Genomic DNA, 15,592 nt, shown 5'->3' on the forward strand with positions numbered 1-15,592 from the left:
CAAGCTCGTTTATCGTACGTTTAATTTCACCACCTATTTCCACGTAGGTACATGGTGTGTACTAGGAACTGGCAGGTCTCCTGGCTTATCGACAACGCGCCTTACCCCTTCCCATCTTTATGACAGTGGTATATCGTAAGGAACTTTCGAATTACAGTTGCGGGACAGCGACGAATTTTCATCGTACTTCCCTTTTAAGCTTATTTTCATAAGCACCAATTCTTACACGGTATGTAATTAATTTAACTATAACATACTAATAAAATATTTTATAACGTTTTTCAAGAATAGTAAAAATATTGTTCCGATGTATGGGTTTTTCTATTCAATCGACAATCAAAGTTGAAAAGTTAAGTGGAAATAGTTAATGGAATAGGAGTGAATGGAAATGGCAAAAAAAAGAAAAAACATTACGAATTTGTTCTCAAGGTCACCGTTATTATAAGAGCGCTGAATGTAGCACATGTCCGAAGTGTGCGCAATTAAACAAACCGACAGAAGGATTGTTTGCGCGGCTTTCTTCACCAGCACGCAATGCATTGTTGCAACAAGATATAACGACAGTACAGCAGCTTGCAAAGTACACAGAAGAAGAAATTTTATCATTTCACGGTATCGGTCCGTCTACGTTGCCACTTTTAAAGCGTGCACTTGAGGAGGAGAATTTATGTTTTTGTAACACTATGGGAAATTTTAAATTTATAAACAGATTGTGAGTCTGCTACTACGTAATCGGAAATTACTATCCTTAAAAATAATGACTATTTTTCCTTAGTTTTGGGAATAGTATAACTAGAACGATAGAGGGAGGCTATTTCACTATGAAAGAAGAAAATAAAGAAAATAATCAATATAAAAAAATGGACAATCCAGATTTGCTCAATACGGATAAAGAAAGCATTTTTGACCGAGATGAGCAAATGAAATTTGTTGATCCAATACCGGTTGAGGAATTAAACGATAAAGTAAAGGATGAAAAAAATAAAAGTAAAACTAAGGAGACATCGGGCAGTGAACGTAAAAATCGACCAGAATAATGAAGAACGTGCCGGGAGAATGATTTTCTGGCACGGTATTTAATTATACTAAAATCCTTATTTTCTTCACAATTTTGAGTAATGATTAGATTACAATAATAGTAAAAAGATAAGGATGATGGAAAATGAAGTGGAAGTTATTTGCAATGTGTTTATTAATTACAGGTGTTTTAGCCGCATGTGGAGAAGAAAATAAGAAAGTTGAAGATTCTGCAGTGACTGTAGTGGGCGAAACGACAAATGAAATAAATGAACCGGTCGTTACACAAGGGCAAACGGATAATATTAAAGAATTGGTAGAAAGTTATAGTGCTAACAAACAAACGGATGAAAAAGCATCTATAACATCAAGACAGTTAATTGTTACAGATATTAAAAATAATGAAACAGTATATGACTTGCCAGAAGATGAATTTTTCGTGTCAATTGCACCGTACATAAACGAAACACATCCTTGTAAAGATCATAGCTTAACAGGCTGCCAAGGGGAATTGGTCGGGCAAGAAATTGATGTATTTATCGAAAATGAGAAAGGTGAAATTATTGTCGATGAAAAGCTTACAACGTTAGAAAATGGTTTTATTGATCTGTGGTTGCCACGAAATGAAGCGTTCATTATTCAAATGGAATATGACGGTAAGAAGGTTGAAGGGGATCTGGCAACCTTTGACGAAGATGGGACATGCGTTACAACGTTACGATTATTATAAAAGGCTGCCTCGCTACGGGGCAACCTTTTTTAGTCAGGTAATATATCCTGAATTGTTCGTGATAGCTTAATTGCGTGTAATTGAAGTTGATCGTAATAGCTTTCTGAGCCAGCCCCACCGATGAAAAAGGAAATATGGGGATGTTCTAAAGCGAATTTTTCAAGAGTCTGTATGTTCTCTAGGTGTTCGGTAAAGGCGATTTCTGTCGAGCCTGTTAACAGGACGATATCGGGTCCTTTTAGTTGTACGGCAGATTCAATCGCGCTTTCCGCAGGTGATGGACCGAGCATTATTGTCCGATAGCCTCTAAGCATGCACTGAATAAGCAATATTTGCATAGGAATTTCATGTCTTTCTCCAGGTAGACAACTTCCTATAACAAGAGGGGCGTCCTCTGCGACAAAAAAGCGGCGTCTTACATTACTTAAAAAATCTCGCACTGTTTGACTGCTAATTGCTTCTTGATATTCTCCCCAAACTTTTTCACACCAAAGTCGACCTACTTCATGTAAAAAGGGGATGACAATTTGGCTTATCATTTTTTCAACACCGAATTTATGGTGTGCTTGTTCGAGAATGTGAAGAATTTCATGTTCGTTTGCATTCGTTCCGGCTTGAATAAGTGCTTCCCGAAATTGAAAAATTGGGTTGATCTGTGAGGAAGTCCTTTGTTCTAAATAATTGTTGATTGCTTGTTTAATTGTCATTCCGGTATTTGTTAGCTTAATAAGTTGTTGTAAAATTTTTATTTCGTTATCCGTGTAGATACGGTAACCATTGTCTAATCTTTGTGGTTGGATAATATGGTAGCGATCTTCCCATTTCCGGATAACTTGTTTTGAAAGACCTGTTATTTCCGAAACTTGTTGAATAGAGTAAGTTGTTGGCTTCAATTTTATAGCACCTCCTAATAAAACAATTATTATTACTATTCAAACGAATAATAAATTACTTGTCAAATGTTTTTGTGTTTTTGTATAATGTTTGTATAATGTTTTGAAGAAAATATTCCAGGAGGAAAAAAGATGAATAATCATCCTTTAGAAAGATGGGGGCAACTAATGGGTGGCAAAAATTCTAGATGGGTAGTCGCCACATTATGGATAATATTTGCCATTGTTTTTGCTTTAATGTTTCCACAAATTAATAGTGTTGAAAACTTCGCAGGAGAAGAAATTCCTGAAACCTATATGTCCGTAGAGGCAGGAAAAATTATTGAAGAACAATTTGCTTCTGATAGTGGAATACCTCTACTTATCACGTGGTATAAAGAGTCAGGGCTGACTGAAGGAGATTTAACAAATATTCAGCAATTATATAAGCAATTAGTTGAACAGCCACTAGATGGTCAGCAAACGATTCCACCATTTCATGAAATGCCTGTTCAAGCTTTGATGAGTTCACTTTCTGAAAATGGGTCTGCAATTGTGACACCAATTTTCTTTTCGCCTGATAAAAATACTGAAACATTAAAAGAAAGCTTGGCTATTTTACGAGAAAAAACCGATGCACAGTTTGGTGAAAATCCATTTGATACTGACCTAGAGAGTGAAGGGTTACATGCCCGTTTTTCTGGACCTGTTGGAATTTCGGTAGATGCAACAGATTTATTTAAATCAGCAGACGTACAATTAATGATTGCTACGGTTATTATAATATTAGTTATTTTATTAGTTATATATCGTTCCCCGATTTTAGCAATAATTCCTTTAGTTGTCGTAAGTATCGCGTATTTAGTTGTAAGTCCTTTGCTTGGAGCGATGGCAGAAAACGGTTGGATTGATAAAGATGCACAAGCAGTCTCCATTATGATTGTACTATTATTTGGTGCAGGAACGGATTACTGTTTATTTTTAATTACGCGCTACCGTGATAAATTATTGGAGGAATCCGATAAGTTTATTGCACTGGCAAAAGCTGTTCGCGAATCAATAGGAGCTATTGTAATGAGTGGCTTAACGGTAGTTATAGGTTTAGCAACACTTGCTTTAGCAGATTATGGAGCTTTCCAACGCTTTGCTGTTCCATTTAGCTTTGGAGTATTAATTACAGGATTTGCTGTGGTGACATTGTTGCCAGCTGTATTAGCAATTTTAGGCCGAACAGCATTTTGGCCATTCATTCCTCGAACAGAGAAGCTAGCAAAAGAGCGTGCAGAGAAGAAAAACAAAGTATATAAAGAACCAAAACAAAATCACCGTTTTATGCGAGCAATCGGTGACTTTGTAACTTCAAAGCCTTGGCTAGTAATTGTTGTAGCAGGTGCCATTTTAATAGGGCTTGCATTAACTTCGACAAATATTAAATATAATTATGATCTACTATCTTCATTTCCGGAAGATATGCCTTCTCGTGAAGGTTTTAAAATAATTGAAGAAAATTTCACAGCTGGTGAGCTTGCGCCAGTTCAAGTATTAGTCGATACAAGAGGGCAGGATATTCAGCTAGAAGAGCAGCTGAAAGAGCTTCCGTACATTTCGCTTGTAAAAGAAATGCGAACAGGCCAAACAGATCCAAACATTCAGCTTTATGAAGTTGATTTAGAAAAGAATCCATATTCGAACGAGGCTATGGATGATGTAGAACAAATGAAAGAAGATATGAAGGAACTATTAGCCGCTCAAAATGTAGATAATGCAGCGTTTTGGATTGGTGGGGAAACGAGTGCACAGTTAGATAAGAAGGTTGTTCAGTTAGGTGATGAAAAATTAATTCAACCCGTAATGATCGTAATTATCTTTATTGTCCTGTTAGTATATCTACGGGCAGTTGTGACATCGATTCAACTAATGGTAACAGTTGTTATTTCTTTCTTCTCAGCACTTGGAGCAGGGTGGTTAATTATTCATTACGGTCTAGGACATGAGGCGATGGCAAGTGCGATTCCACTTTATAGCTTCGTATTTATTATCGCATTAGGAAATGATTACAACATCTTTATGATTTCAGATATTTGGAAAAATCGTAAGCGCGGTATTGCACATAAAGAGGCCATTGCTGGCGGTATTGCTTCTACGGGGGCTGTTATTACATCAGCTGGTTTAATTTTAGCGGGTACTTTTTTAGTATTAGCGACATTACCGATTCAGTTATTGGTACAGTTTGGTATCGTTACTGCTGTTGGCGTATTGCTCGATACATTTATCGTACGACCACTTTTAGTACCTGCAATTATTACAGCGTTTGGTAAATGGTCTTATTGGCCAAATAAAAAAGTACACTAAGAGGGACATAAGAAGCAAGCATTTGTATTTTGCAAAATTTGAATAACGGAAACCAATTTACGCGCATTAAAAAATACAATTTTTTGAACTGACCTAGTCATTTGAGACACACATAAAACACCTAATTAAGCTACTTGCTTTCCATATTCAAGGGGAGTTAAGTAGCCTAATTTTTCTTGTATACGTTCTTGATTATACTCGCACATGTATGCTGCTACACGTAATTTCGTTTCTTCGTTTGTTAGTGAATGAACTTTCACACGTAAAAATGCTTCGCTTTTGATATGTGAATGAAATGACTCAATCACCGCATTATCCCAACAGTTTCCTCGTCGTGACATACTTGCTCGACAATTCATTTCCTCTAAAAAATTTTGATAGGCATACGATGTATACACACTTCCTTGGTCTGAATGGACAAGGATTCCTTTTGGATAATTTCTTTCTTCTAAAGCCGCCTTTAACACATCCATCACAAGTGGTGTTTGTTGATGGTCATATAATTTATATGCGACAATCTCATTGTTAAACAAATCTAAAATCGTTGCCAAATACATCGTTGTAGAACCATATTGAATGTACGTTATATCTGTTACCCACTTTTCATTGGGTGCCGTAGCTGTAAAACAGCGTGCTAATAAATTAGGGGCAATGATTTCTGGCCCTTGGTCTATTTTAAATTTTCGTTTCTTTTTCACCCGACATTGTAGGTTGTGCTTTTGCATCAGCTTTTGTACCGTATTGCGATTCAATTGATAACCATATTCTTTTTGAAGTAAATATCTTATCTTACGATGACCGTAACGATATTTCGTTTTTTTACATAGCTCAATCAGTACTGTTTCAATGGCTGAAAATCCTCGGATTCCTTCTTTCATCCAACGATAATAGGTTGCACGAGGAATCCCTAGCACCTTTAAAATACATGTGACTGTATATTTCTTACGCAGATTCTCCACAGTTTGTAAAATTACTTGCCGTTCAACTCCTTTTTGATGGTCAAAAACTTTTTTAGGATTTCATTTTCCATTTCTAGATGCATCATTTTGCGGTCTTTCATTTCTTGTTCGCTTTTCCCTTCAGGCCCTTGTCCATAACTGTACTGCTTGCCTACAGGTTGATCGAATCGGTAAAGTTCATTATTTTTGTACCACCGCATCCATGTATTAATTTGAGAGCGATGTTTAATGTTATATTTCGCCAAAATTTCTTTTGTCGTTAATTTACCTGCTAATTTATCTTTTATAACCGACCATTTAATATCTGAAGAATAACTTACTCTTGTCATAAAAAAACACCTCCAAAATGATTAAGCATGTATTACATACATACCCATTTTAGTGGTGTTTTATGTTGTCTTATAAAATTAGGTTAGTCCTTTTCTCCGCAGAGAAAAATTGTATTTTTGTTTTGTTCCTGCCTCGTTTTCTATTGATGCAAGGCACCAGATTGTAATCTGTACATTAATTCATATTTGCCGCCAAGAGCAACAAGTTCATCGTGTGTTCCTTGTTCAACAATTTCGCCACGATCTAAAACTAAAATTTTATCTGCATTTTTAATAGTAGATAGTCGGTGGGCAATAATAAATGTTGTACGACCTTGCTTTAATACATCCATCGCATGCTGAATGATTTCCTCTGTTTCTGAATCTATATTTGATGTAGCTTCGTCTAAAATCAAGATTGCTGGGTCAAAGGCTAATGCACGTGCAAACGAAATTAATTGGCGCTGACCAGAGGATAGGGTACTACCTTTTTCAATGACTGGTTCATCGATTCCGTTTTCAAATTTCGCTAATACACGGTCTCCCCCAACTGCTTCTAATGCTTTTTCGACTGCCTCTCTTGAAATACGTGCATCATTTAAGCTGACATTTGTTGCAATTGTCCCTGTAAATAGGTAAGGATCTTGTAAAACAATACCCATATGTTCGCGAATTGCTTGGCGAGAAAGCTTTGTAATGTCCTGACCATCAATGATAATACGTCCTTTTTGAGGGTCATAGAAGCGGAATAGTAAATTCATAATCGAGCTTTTCCCAGAGCCAGTATGACCAACGAGCGCAACGGTTTCACCTTGTTTTGCTTCAAAGTTAATGTTTTTTAATACGTATTCGTCGTTCTTATAAGCAAAAGAAACATGATCAAATACAACATTCCCTTTATAGCGTGAAACACGCTCTTCACTTACTTTTTCACCTGTTTGATCTAGTAACTCAAATACACGTGATCCTGCAACAAGTGAACGTTCCAGCTGTGAGAACTGGTTCACTAAGTTTGTAATCGGGTTGAAAAGTCTCGTAATATAATCAACGAAGGCGTACAAAGTACCTGCTGATACAGCTTCTGGTAATGTCATGGACTGTGTACCAAAGTAAAATACAAATACACCAAACATCCCTAATCGTAAAATGTTAACTAAGTTATGTGACGTCGCAGAATCTAAAATAAGCAATTTACGATTATAGTCATAATGCTCATTATTCAGCTCGTCAAATTCATGCTTCATCTGATCTTCGCGTCGGAATGCTTGAATAATTGTCATTCCATTGATGGATTCATTTATCATCGCGTTAATGTCGGCGATTTTTGTACGAATGACATGATTGTATTGGGACGCATACTTACGGTATAAAATCATCCATAAATAAACGATGGGCATTAATATTAATGCAAATAAAGCCATCTTCCAATTCAAAATAAACAATGCAATATATACGCCGCCAATTGTGATGAAGCTATTCGCAAATTGAGAAAGAACAGTAACGTATAAGTTACGAATGGCTTCAGTATCGTTTGTGACACGGGCTACAATTTTCCCGGCTGGCAAATTATCGAAGTATTCGATGGGTAATGTTTGGATATGTCCGAATACATCTTTACGCAGTTGCTGAATGACATGGTTGGCCCCGCGCTGTAAGTATATATTCATTAAATAACGAAATACCGCAGTTAAAACTGAAAGCAGGAAGAAGATTGCTAGTAGTATCGCAATTGGCTCAACCTGTAAATTGCCTGGCGTCATGTAATGGTCGATAATATATTTTGCTATAAACGGTCCTGCGATATCGGTCGCAACACCAAGTGTTAATAAAAATAAACCAATTAATATCGGTTTTTTAAATTTTAAAGCGTATAAATACAGTCGTTTAGATGTACTCATTCGCTCACCTCCTCTAGTTGCTGGCGGTCAAATTGCTCTTTGTACCAACCACCTAAGTGGAGAAGCTCTTCATGGGTACCACGTTCGACAATGAAGCCGTCATCTAATACGATAATTTCATCGGCATGTTGAATACCAGATAAGCGGTGAGTAGAGATAATTGTTGTTTTCCCAGCACGCTCAGTTTGTATGTTTTCGATAATTTTTGATTCTGTTTTTGCATCGACTGCAGATAGCGAGTCATCTAAAATTAAAATTTCTGGATCTTTTATAAGGGCACGTGCAATCGATACACGTTGCTTTTGCCCACCTGATAGAGAAACTCCTTTTTCACCAACAAGTGTTTCAATCCCAAGTGGTAAATTTTTTAAATCTTTTTCGAAGTAGGCAAGGCGTATTGCTTCCTCAATATCTGCTGTAGTTGCGTCCTCTTTACCAAATAAAATATTTTCACGGATGGTTCTTGAAAACAGTGTATGATCCTGTGGTACATAACCAATCCAGTCTAATATTTGCTCCTTCGTCATTTGGGCAAGGTCTGTATCATTAATTACAATTTGTCCATTGCCAAGTGGGTATTCTCGTAATAATTGACGAATGAATGTTGTTTTCCCGGCGCCCGTTTTCCCAACGATCCCAAGTGTTTGCCCTTTTTGCAGATTAAGTGAAATCTGCTGTAAGTTTTTCATTTGAGACAGAGGGTATTGGAACGTGAACTCTGAAAACCCAATTGAATTTGGAATAGTATGTTTTGTTGGAGAAGCAGGATTTTGAACATCAGCTTCATATTCTAATGTTTCCTGAACACGGTCGAGTGAGGCACTACCTTGTTGCATGACATTGATTAATTCACCAATTGCGAACATTGGCCATATCGCTAAACCTAAATACACATTAAAGGATACAAGCTGCCCAACCGTTAATTCATTATTTGAAACAAGGAAAGCCCCGTAACCAAGTGCAATCACATAACAAATACCTGTTCCGATTTTCGTAATCGGCATAAATAAACCGTTAATATAGGCGACTTGCATGTTTTTTGCGAAGATGTTTTCACTCATACCTTCGAAGCGGTCTTCATCTTTTTTCTCCTGTACATAGGCGCGAATTACGCGTGTACCTGCAATCGATTCAAGCACGCTATCGTTCATTTCACCAAAGGCGTTCTGCGCTGTCATATAGCGTTCATGCACAATTTTACCTAAATATTGAATGATAATGGCCATAATCGGGATAGGGAGCATTGCAAAAAATGTGAGTTTCCATGAGATGAAGAATCCCATCGCTAAAATGATCAGTGCCATAAAAACCGTTGAGTCAATTAAAGTCATAATCCCAAAACCGGCTGTTAATGTCACAGAGTTTAAATCATTTGTCGCTTTTGCCATTAAGTCACCTGTACGATTTTTTTCATAAAACGTCGGTGTCATTTTCAAAAATTGGTGCATTAATTTTTTTCGTAAAATTCGGTCGAGTGCTATCGAACCGCCAAATAATTGATATTGCCAGAAGAAGTTAAGTACATAGCTGCTAATTGCTGCTATAAGGATGAATCCAACATACTTCCAAAGTTGACTACTTGTCATGTCACCGTTTGTCATTACATCGATGGCTTCACCAAGAATCCATGGCGGTAACACTTCAATAATGCTGGCAATCATGAGCAGCGTAATCGCAATCGTATATTGTTTTCGATACTCTTTAAAAAACCATTTTAATTTCACAAATACATTAAACATAAATCAACCTTCTTTCTCTCTTTGTGTTGCGTTTACTACCCATCATCGTATCGATCGTTTCTTAATAGTTTTCGTTGCATGAAATTTAACATATTCAAGCCCTCCTAATTAGTTATCCACTAAAATACGGTGTTTTTTAATGTCGAATATGGAAATTTCTACATATCGACCAAAAAAAAGACACCCATCCGATTTTTCGAAAAGGTGTCATAACGAAAAAGGGCACAGGTACATCCATACCTGAGCTCAATTTTTAATCACGCGCATGTGCATAAATTAAAAAAGTATCTAGGCAAGGATAATATGATGTTGTTTTTGATTGAATGGGTTTTTTTAAAATTACGTTCATCATATTCAAAGCCTCCTTTACATTTTTAATTTATTTAGTGTTCCTTAATATTAGTGGAGTGAATTATTGTTGTCAATGTTTTTTGAAAATATTTTATATTCTGGTTAAATTATTATTGCTGAGAAGCTCGGGGTCGATCTTTGCCAATATTTACTGATATCTAAAAATATGGTACATTTTTGTGGATTAAAAGGAGATGAACTAAAGTGGGGAAATTAGTAGTTATTACAGGTTTAGATGGTAGTGGGACAAGCACTGTTGCTGACCAATTACATTGTGAAGACGCAGGTTCTTCATTATTAAAATCACCACCATACCCGTTTTCATCAAATCGCCATGATATCGATGAAAAGTTATTCCATCAATCACCGACGGCACATTATTTATATTATTTAGCATCGAATGTTCATTTAACTGAAGTCATTAATCAAAAAATGGCCGAGCATGATAACAATATTTATTGTATCCGTCATTTTATTGACACAGTTGTATCCCATCGTGCGAAAGGCGTAAATGTACGCTATGAATATGAAACAGATTTGTATTCTATCCGTCAACCAGATTATATTTTTTATTTGGATGTAGAAGAAGGAGAACGCCAGCTTCGATTAGATGCTCGTGGCCGCGGATTTTTAGATGATCAATTAAATGATGAGGCATTACGCCAGCGCTTTTTAGAAGAATTTAATGCATTAGAAGGCGAATTTATACGTGTTCAAACAACTAACCGTGAGCTAGAAGAAATTATCACAGAAATTCAAAGCTATATTAAATAAATCTTAAAGTCTTCCATTTACTTTTTGTAGAGGGAAGACTTTTTGTTTGATAATTTGAAATCTTGCGCCTGATTCGGTATCGTTAGATTAACATAATAAAAGGAGCTGATTTGAATGAAAAAATTACTGCTATTCGTTTTATTAAGTGTGATGACCCTTGCTGCTTGCGGGACTACAGAAGAAAATCCTTCCCCAACAACTGAAGGGAATGCAAAAGAAGAGACTATTATTTTATATAAATCTGATGCCAATGCTGAGTATACAATGCCTTTTGAAGAGACATATGACGGCAAGTCAGATTTAGTACCGTTTATCTATTCAAAAGTAAATGAACATGATGTTGTATTGCTAGATTATACATTGGAAAATAATGATACGAGTTTAGTATTAAATTTAGGGGACGATGTGTATACGATCCAAGGTTCAGCAGGTGCTGCCATGTTTGTTGAAACATTAGCTCGTTCTTATTTTGAAAATATGCCAGAAATTAAAGAAATAACGTTCATTCATAAAGGCTCATATGAATCTATTTTAGACCATATGGATATCGGAGAACCATATTCTCGTGAGAAATTTGATATGTAGCAAAGGGGATACTAGACGATGACACAATTATGGACGAACGGTACAATTTATACGATGGAAAATGAAATGGAAACAGTAAACGCGGTTCTTGTAAATAACGGGAAAATTCAAGCGGTTGGCTCATTTGAAGAGCTTCAGCCGCTTGCAGAAGAAATTATCGATTTACAAGGAGCAACGATGTATCCAGGCTTTGTAGATAGTCATTTACATATGATTGGACATGGGGCAAAGCTACAAAGATTAGATTTGACAACTGTAAAAAGCGCAGATGAATTACTTCGCGTTGTGGGAGAAGTAGCTGCTACGTTAAAGCCTGGTGAGTGGCTAATTGGCGAAGGTTGGAATGAAAATCAATTCACCGATAGTCGTATTCCGACGAGAAATGAATTGGACGCACAATCAACGAATCCAATTTTATTAAATCGTGTTTGTCACCATGTCGTGTTAGTCAATTCGGCTGCGCTAGCTATAGGAAATGTTACGAATGATACGATAGATCCAGAAGGTGGAAAAATAGGGCGAGATCCAAATGGCGATTTAAATGGCTTACTTTATGAACAGGCAACGGAGTTAGTGGCTTCTGCCCTAAATAAAGAAAGTGAAGAATACATTCAATTACTTGAGAAATCATTAACGTTGGCAGTGGAAGACATGCTAAGTCATGGGTTAACAGGTGGCCATACCGAGGAAATGAGTTATTTTGGTGCATACTCACTTCCGCTATCGACATACAACCGTGTCATCGGAGAAAAGCAAAACTTCCGGGTTAACTTACTCCGTCATCACCATGTGTTTAAAGAAATGATGGAGCAGGAAGCACATTTTGAAGGCCCGTTTGTAGAACCGGGGGCAATGAAGATTTTTGCAGACGGATCATATGGTGGTTCAACAGCAGCGCTTCTCGAACCTTATGCAAATGAAGAGGGTAATTATGGAATGTTAATACATTCAAATGAACAGATGGAACAACTGGTTCAACTCGCAAGAAAGTATAATGAAGCAGTTGCCATCCATTTAATTGGAGATGCAGGTGTAGAGCAAGTGCTAAATTGTATAGAAAAATACCCTGTCCCAGAAGGGAAGCGCGATCGACTAATTCACTGTTGCTTAGTGACGGAAACTCAATTAGAACGTATTAAAAAGCTACCAGTCATATTAGATTTACAACCAGCGTTTGTACCATCAGATTTCCCATGGGTACTCGAAAAGTTAGGTGAGAATCGTAGCGGATATTTGTATGCATGGAAAACATTCATGGATGAAGGACTAATGTGCGCGGCGGGAACAGATGCCCCGATTGAAGCAATAAGTCCATTACAAAATATTTATGCTGCAGTAGAGCGCAAAAAAAGCAATGCGACGCATGATGGCTATATCCAATCGGAAAAGCTAACTCGCTTTGAAGCAATAAGGATGTATACTGTCGGGAGTGCACAGGCTATCTGTAAGGAGCATGAACGCGGTTTAATTAAGGCAGGATTTGATGCGGATTTTTCTATTTTTGATCAGGATTTATTACAAGGAACTTCAGAGCAAATGCTTCAAGCAAAGGTGCTAAAAACTGTTGTAGCAGGAAAAATTGTCTTTGAAAGAAAATAACTATTAAAAAGAATCACAAATTAATGGTGATTCTTTTTTACTTTAGGAAGATCAATAGAAAAAGGAATAAATACCAAGTAAACAGATTACTATTATAAGAAAAATATTGCATTCTGATTCAGGACACGTTACGATATAAAAAACTGAAAATTCAGTTTTATAGTGGAGGAGGGTTAAAAGATGAAAGCAAACCGTTTATGGCTCGTATTCGTATTTTCACTTATTTTCTTATTAGTCGCGTGTAGTAATGAGGGGGAAGATGCATCATCAGAAGGTGCAAGTAAAAAAACAAATTCAGAAGCAGTCGTACAGGGAGGAGAATTAATCATTGAAGTATTATCAGAGGCGGTTGAGTTAGATCCACATGGTTCAAATGATGTCCCCTCTTCCAATGTTCAACGTAATATTTTTGAGACGCTTGTTGTTAGAAACTTCGAAACGGGTGACATTGAACCATTATTAGCACAATCATGGGAATATGTTGATGAATTAACATTACAATTAAAACTACGTGAAGGCGTAAAATTCCATGATGGTACAGACTTCAACGCTGAGGCAGTAAAAATTAATTTAGACCGTTTACTTGATCCAGCTATTGCTTCACCACGTTTATCTAATTTTGAGCCAGTTAAGGAAGTTGTCGTAGTAGATGAATATACTGTACAAATTAAAACGGAACAACCATATGGTCCGTTATTATTTGCTTTAACACACCCAGGTGGAAATATAATTAGCCCGGCTGTTATTGCAGAAGACTATAAGCGTATGGAAAGTGGTGGAGAAGCTCGTGCGTATGTCAATGAAAACCCAATTGGCACTGGTTTCTTAAAGTTAGATAAATGGACATCTGGTCAGGAAATTCGCTTAGTTAAAAATACAGAGTACTGGGGTGAGCAAGTAGCATATGATTTAGCAGTTTTTAAAACTGTGCCTGAAAGTCAAACGCGTGCTGCAGACTTAGAAGCAGGATACGCCCATATAATTGATCCTGTTCAACCAACTGAGGTACCACTTGTAGAAGGATTTGCTCAAGTAATTAAACAGCCATCTGTATCGATTTCCTATGTTGGATTTAATACAGAAAAAGCACCATATGATAACGTAAAGGTGCGTCAAGCAATTGCAAAGGCTTTAGATCGTGAGGCCATTATTCAAGGGGTTTATGATGGATTTGGTGTCGCAGCATTTGGTCCATTATCACCAATGGTTTGGGGACACACAGAGGATATAACGAAGCAGGATACAAATATAGAAGAAGCTAAAAAACTATTAGAAGAAGCAGGATTGAAAGAAGGCTTCAAAACGGCAATTTGGACAAATGACAATCCTCAGCGTCAACAAATTGCGGTAATATTACAAGAAACATTAAAACAATTAAACATTGAAGTTTCAATTGAAGTGCTAGAGTGGGGCGCATACTTAGAGAAAACATCTAAAAATGAGCATGATATGTTCATATTAGGGTGGGCACCTTCGACAGGTGATGCGGATGGGGCATTGTATCCATTATTCCATTCATCAGATATTGGCAACAACAACCGTACTCGCTTTAATAATTCAGAATTAGATAAATTACTGGAGGCTGGTCGTGTTGAAACGGATGATGCAACACGTATGGGTATTTACAAAGAAGCACAGGAAATTATTACTAAACAAGCACCAGCAGCATTCGTTCACCACCAAGCTTATTTAACAGGCTATGCAAATAACATCTCTGGCTTTTCAGTAGATGCAACGGGAATTTACCAAATTCAAAAAGTGAAAATTACACAATAGTTAATTCAAAGCGCTACTTGCAATTGTTCATAGACAGTTGTGAGCGGCGCTTTTTTCTGCCATTTTGTATACTGAAACTATAGAGAGGGTGACAGCCAATGGAAATGTAGCCAATTCAAAACGTCCTACCACCGATTGTTGATGACGAGACGAAAGTATTAATCATCGGGTCAATGCCAGGGAAACAATCGTTAGATAAACAACAATATTACGGTAACCCACGCAATCATTTTTGGCCAATAATAGGACAGCTCTTAAATGTAACAATTCCAGAGCAGTACGAACAGAAAATAGAGTTATTACGTATCCGAAAAATTGGACTGTGGGATTCTATTCAAAGTTGTGAGCGACAAGGCAGCCTAGATGCAACGATAAAAAATGAAATCCCCAATGATTTTGAATGGCTTTTTCAGCAATATCCACAAATCCAGCTTGTACTATTTAATGGTGGAAAAAGCTTCAATGTGTTTAAGAAACATATTGGTTTATCAATACTTAATGGGAGAGAGTTTGAAAAAATGCCATCCACTAGCCCAATTCCAGGGAAAAATATTAAATCATTTGAGGAAAAGGTTGCCGCATGGCGTATCCTTAAGCACGCACTAGACGAGTAAAATTTGTAAGCATTCCTA

13 protein-coding genes, 1 pseudogene and 1 riboswitch are annotated in these 15,592 nt (G+C 36.9%); of the genes and pseudogenes, 9 read left to right on the forward strand and 5 right to left on the reverse strand.

Features of this window, described 5'->3' with window-relative positions; translation table 11 throughout:
- Positions 1–53 precede the first annotated feature (53 nt).
- Positions 54–235: riboswitch (cobalamin riboswitch) on the reverse strand.
- Between the two features lie 175 nt (positions 236–410).
- The 3 genes and pseudogenes from MKZ17_RS01120 to MKZ17_RS01130 form a co-directional block, all read left to right on the forward strand.
- Positions 411–716, forward strand: a pseudogene (locus MKZ17_RS01120) (DNA-directed RNA polymerase subunit alpha C-terminal domain-containing protein); the annotation flags it as partial.
- Positions 717–821: 105 nt separating this feature from the next.
- A complete protein-coding gene (locus tag MKZ17_RS01125; RefSeq protein ID WP_340721987.1) occupies positions 822–1,037 on the forward strand; it encodes a hypothetical protein in 216 nt (71 codons plus the stop codon).
- A 125-nt stretch (positions 1,038–1,162) separates the two neighbouring features.
- Positions 1,163–1,747: a CueP family metal-binding protein gene (locus MKZ17_RS01130; protein ID WP_340721988.1), complete on the forward strand. Its 585-nt coding sequence runs from the start codon at positions 1,163–1,165 to the stop codon at positions 1,745–1,747.
- A 29-nt stretch (positions 1,748–1,776) separates the two neighbouring features.
- Here MKZ17_RS01130 and MKZ17_RS01135 read toward each other — a convergent pair whose 3' ends face one another.
- The gene (locus MKZ17_RS01135; RefSeq protein ID WP_340721989.1) at positions 1,777–2,640 is read right to left on the reverse strand and encodes a MerR family transcriptional regulator; all 864 of its coding nucleotides are present in this window, start codon (positions 2,638–2,640) and stop codon (positions 1,777–1,779) included.
- Between the two features lie 132 nt (positions 2,641–2,772).
- Between MKZ17_RS01135 and MKZ17_RS01140 the strand changes: the two genes are divergently transcribed.
- Positions 2,773–4,971, forward strand: a complete 2,199-nt coding sequence (locus MKZ17_RS01140; protein ID WP_340721990.1) for an MMPL family transporter — start codon at positions 2,773–2,775, stop codon at positions 4,969–4,971.
- A gap of 125 nt (positions 4,972–5,096) precedes the next feature.
- Here the strand turns inward: MKZ17_RS01140 and MKZ17_RS01145 are convergent, their stop codons facing one another.
- From MKZ17_RS01145 to MKZ17_RS01160, 4 genes are all read right to left on the reverse strand, one after another.
- The gene (locus MKZ17_RS01145; protein WP_340721991.1) at positions 5,097–5,930 is read right to left on the reverse strand and encodes an IS3 family transposase; all 834 of its coding nucleotides are present in this window, start codon (positions 5,928–5,930) and stop codon (positions 5,097–5,099) included.
- 11 nt (positions 5,931–5,941) lie between these two features.
- A complete protein-coding gene (locus MKZ17_RS01150; RefSeq protein ID WP_340721992.1) occupies positions 5,942–6,259 on the reverse strand; it encodes a hypothetical protein in 318 nt (105 codons plus the stop codon).
- A 140-nt stretch (positions 6,260–6,399) separates the two neighbouring features.
- Positions 6,400–8,136, reverse strand: coding sequence for an ABC transporter ATP-binding protein (locus MKZ17_RS01155; protein ID WP_340721993.1), 1,737 nt, complete (start codon positions 8,134–8,136; stop codon positions 6,400–6,402).
- On the reverse strand, positions 8,133–9,875 hold the full coding sequence (locus MKZ17_RS01160) for an ABC transporter ATP-binding protein (RefSeq protein WP_340721994.1): 1,743 nt from the start codon (positions 9,873–9,875) through the stop codon (positions 8,133–8,135). The genes MKZ17_RS01155 and MKZ17_RS01160 overlap by 4 nt, the downstream gene beginning before the upstream one ends.
- 555 nt (positions 9,876–10,430) lie before the next feature.
- On the opposite strand from MKZ17_RS01160, the gene MKZ17_RS01165 reads away from it, so the two are divergent.
- The 5 genes from MKZ17_RS01165 (at position 10,431) to MKZ17_RS01185 (ending at position 15,574) form a co-directional block, all read left to right on the forward strand.
- Positions 10,431–11,000: a hypothetical protein gene (locus tag MKZ17_RS01165; protein ID WP_340721995.1), complete on the forward strand. Its 570-nt coding sequence runs from the start codon at positions 10,431–10,433 to the stop codon at positions 10,998–11,000.
- Positions 11,001–11,114: 114 nt separating this feature from the next.
- Positions 11,115–11,585 (forward strand): fructose-2,6-bisphosphatase, encoded by a 471-nt coding sequence (locus MKZ17_RS01170; RefSeq protein WP_340721996.1) that lies wholly within the window; start codon positions 11,115–11,117, stop codon positions 11,583–11,585.
- An 18-nt stretch (positions 11,586–11,603) separates the two neighbouring features.
- Positions 11,604–13,184, forward strand: coding sequence for an amidohydrolase (locus MKZ17_RS01175; RefSeq protein ID WP_340721997.1), 1,581 nt, complete (start codon positions 11,604–11,606; stop codon positions 13,182–13,184).
- Between the two features lie 180 nt (positions 13,185–13,364).
- A complete protein-coding gene (locus MKZ17_RS01180; RefSeq protein ID WP_340721998.1) occupies positions 13,365–14,960 on the forward strand; it encodes a glutathione ABC transporter substrate-binding protein in 1,596 nt (531 codons plus the stop codon).
- Positions 14,961–15,073: 113 nt separating this feature from the next.
- Positions 15,074–15,574 (forward strand): DNA-deoxyinosine glycosylase, encoded by a 501-nt coding sequence (locus MKZ17_RS01185; RefSeq protein WP_340725481.1) that lies wholly within the window; start codon positions 15,074–15,076, stop codon positions 15,572–15,574.
- Positions 15,575–15,592: the final 18 nt, after the last annotated feature.

This window comes from Solibacillus sp. FSL R7-0682 (assembly GCF_038005985.1).
GTDB lineage: Bacteria > Bacillota > Bacilli > Bacillales_A > Planococcaceae > Solibacillus.

What these genes read in the sequence shown, in the direction of transcription:
- MKZ17_RS01125 (WP_340721987.1), top strand. Translation starts at nt 822, where the DNA reads ATGAAAGAAGAAAATAAAGAAAATAATCAATATAAAAAAATGGACAAT.
- MKZ17_RS01130 (WP_340721988.1), top strand. Translation starts at nt 1,163, where the DNA reads ATGAAGTGGAAGTTATTTGCAATGTGTTTATTAATTACAGGTGTTTTA.
- MKZ17_RS01140 (WP_340721990.1), top strand. Translation starts at nt 2,773, where the DNA reads ATGAATAATCATCCTTTAGAAAGATGGGGGCAACTAATGGGTGGCAAA.
- MKZ17_RS01150 (WP_340721992.1), bottom strand. Translation starts at nt 6,259, where the DNA reads ATGACAAGAGTAAGTTATTCTTCAGATATTAAATGGTCGGTTATAAAA.
- MKZ17_RS01155 (WP_340721993.1), bottom strand. Translation starts at nt 8,136, where the DNA reads ATGAGTACATCTAAACGACTGTATTTATACGCTTTAAAATTTAAAAAA.
- MKZ17_RS01160 (WP_340721994.1), bottom strand. Translation starts at nt 9,875, where the DNA reads ATGTTTAATGTATTTGTGAAATTAAAATGGTTTTTTAAAGAGTATCGA.
- MKZ17_RS01170 (WP_340721996.1), top strand. Translation starts at nt 11,115, where the DNA reads ATGAAAAAATTACTGCTATTCGTTTTATTAAGTGTGATGACCCTTGCT.
- MKZ17_RS01175 (WP_340721997.1), top strand. Translation starts at nt 11,604, where the DNA reads ATGACACAATTATGGACGAACGGTACAATTTATACGATGGAAAATGAA.
- MKZ17_RS01180 (WP_340721998.1), top strand. Translation starts at nt 13,365, where the DNA reads ATGAAAGCAAACCGTTTATGGCTCGTATTCGTATTTTCACTTATTTTC.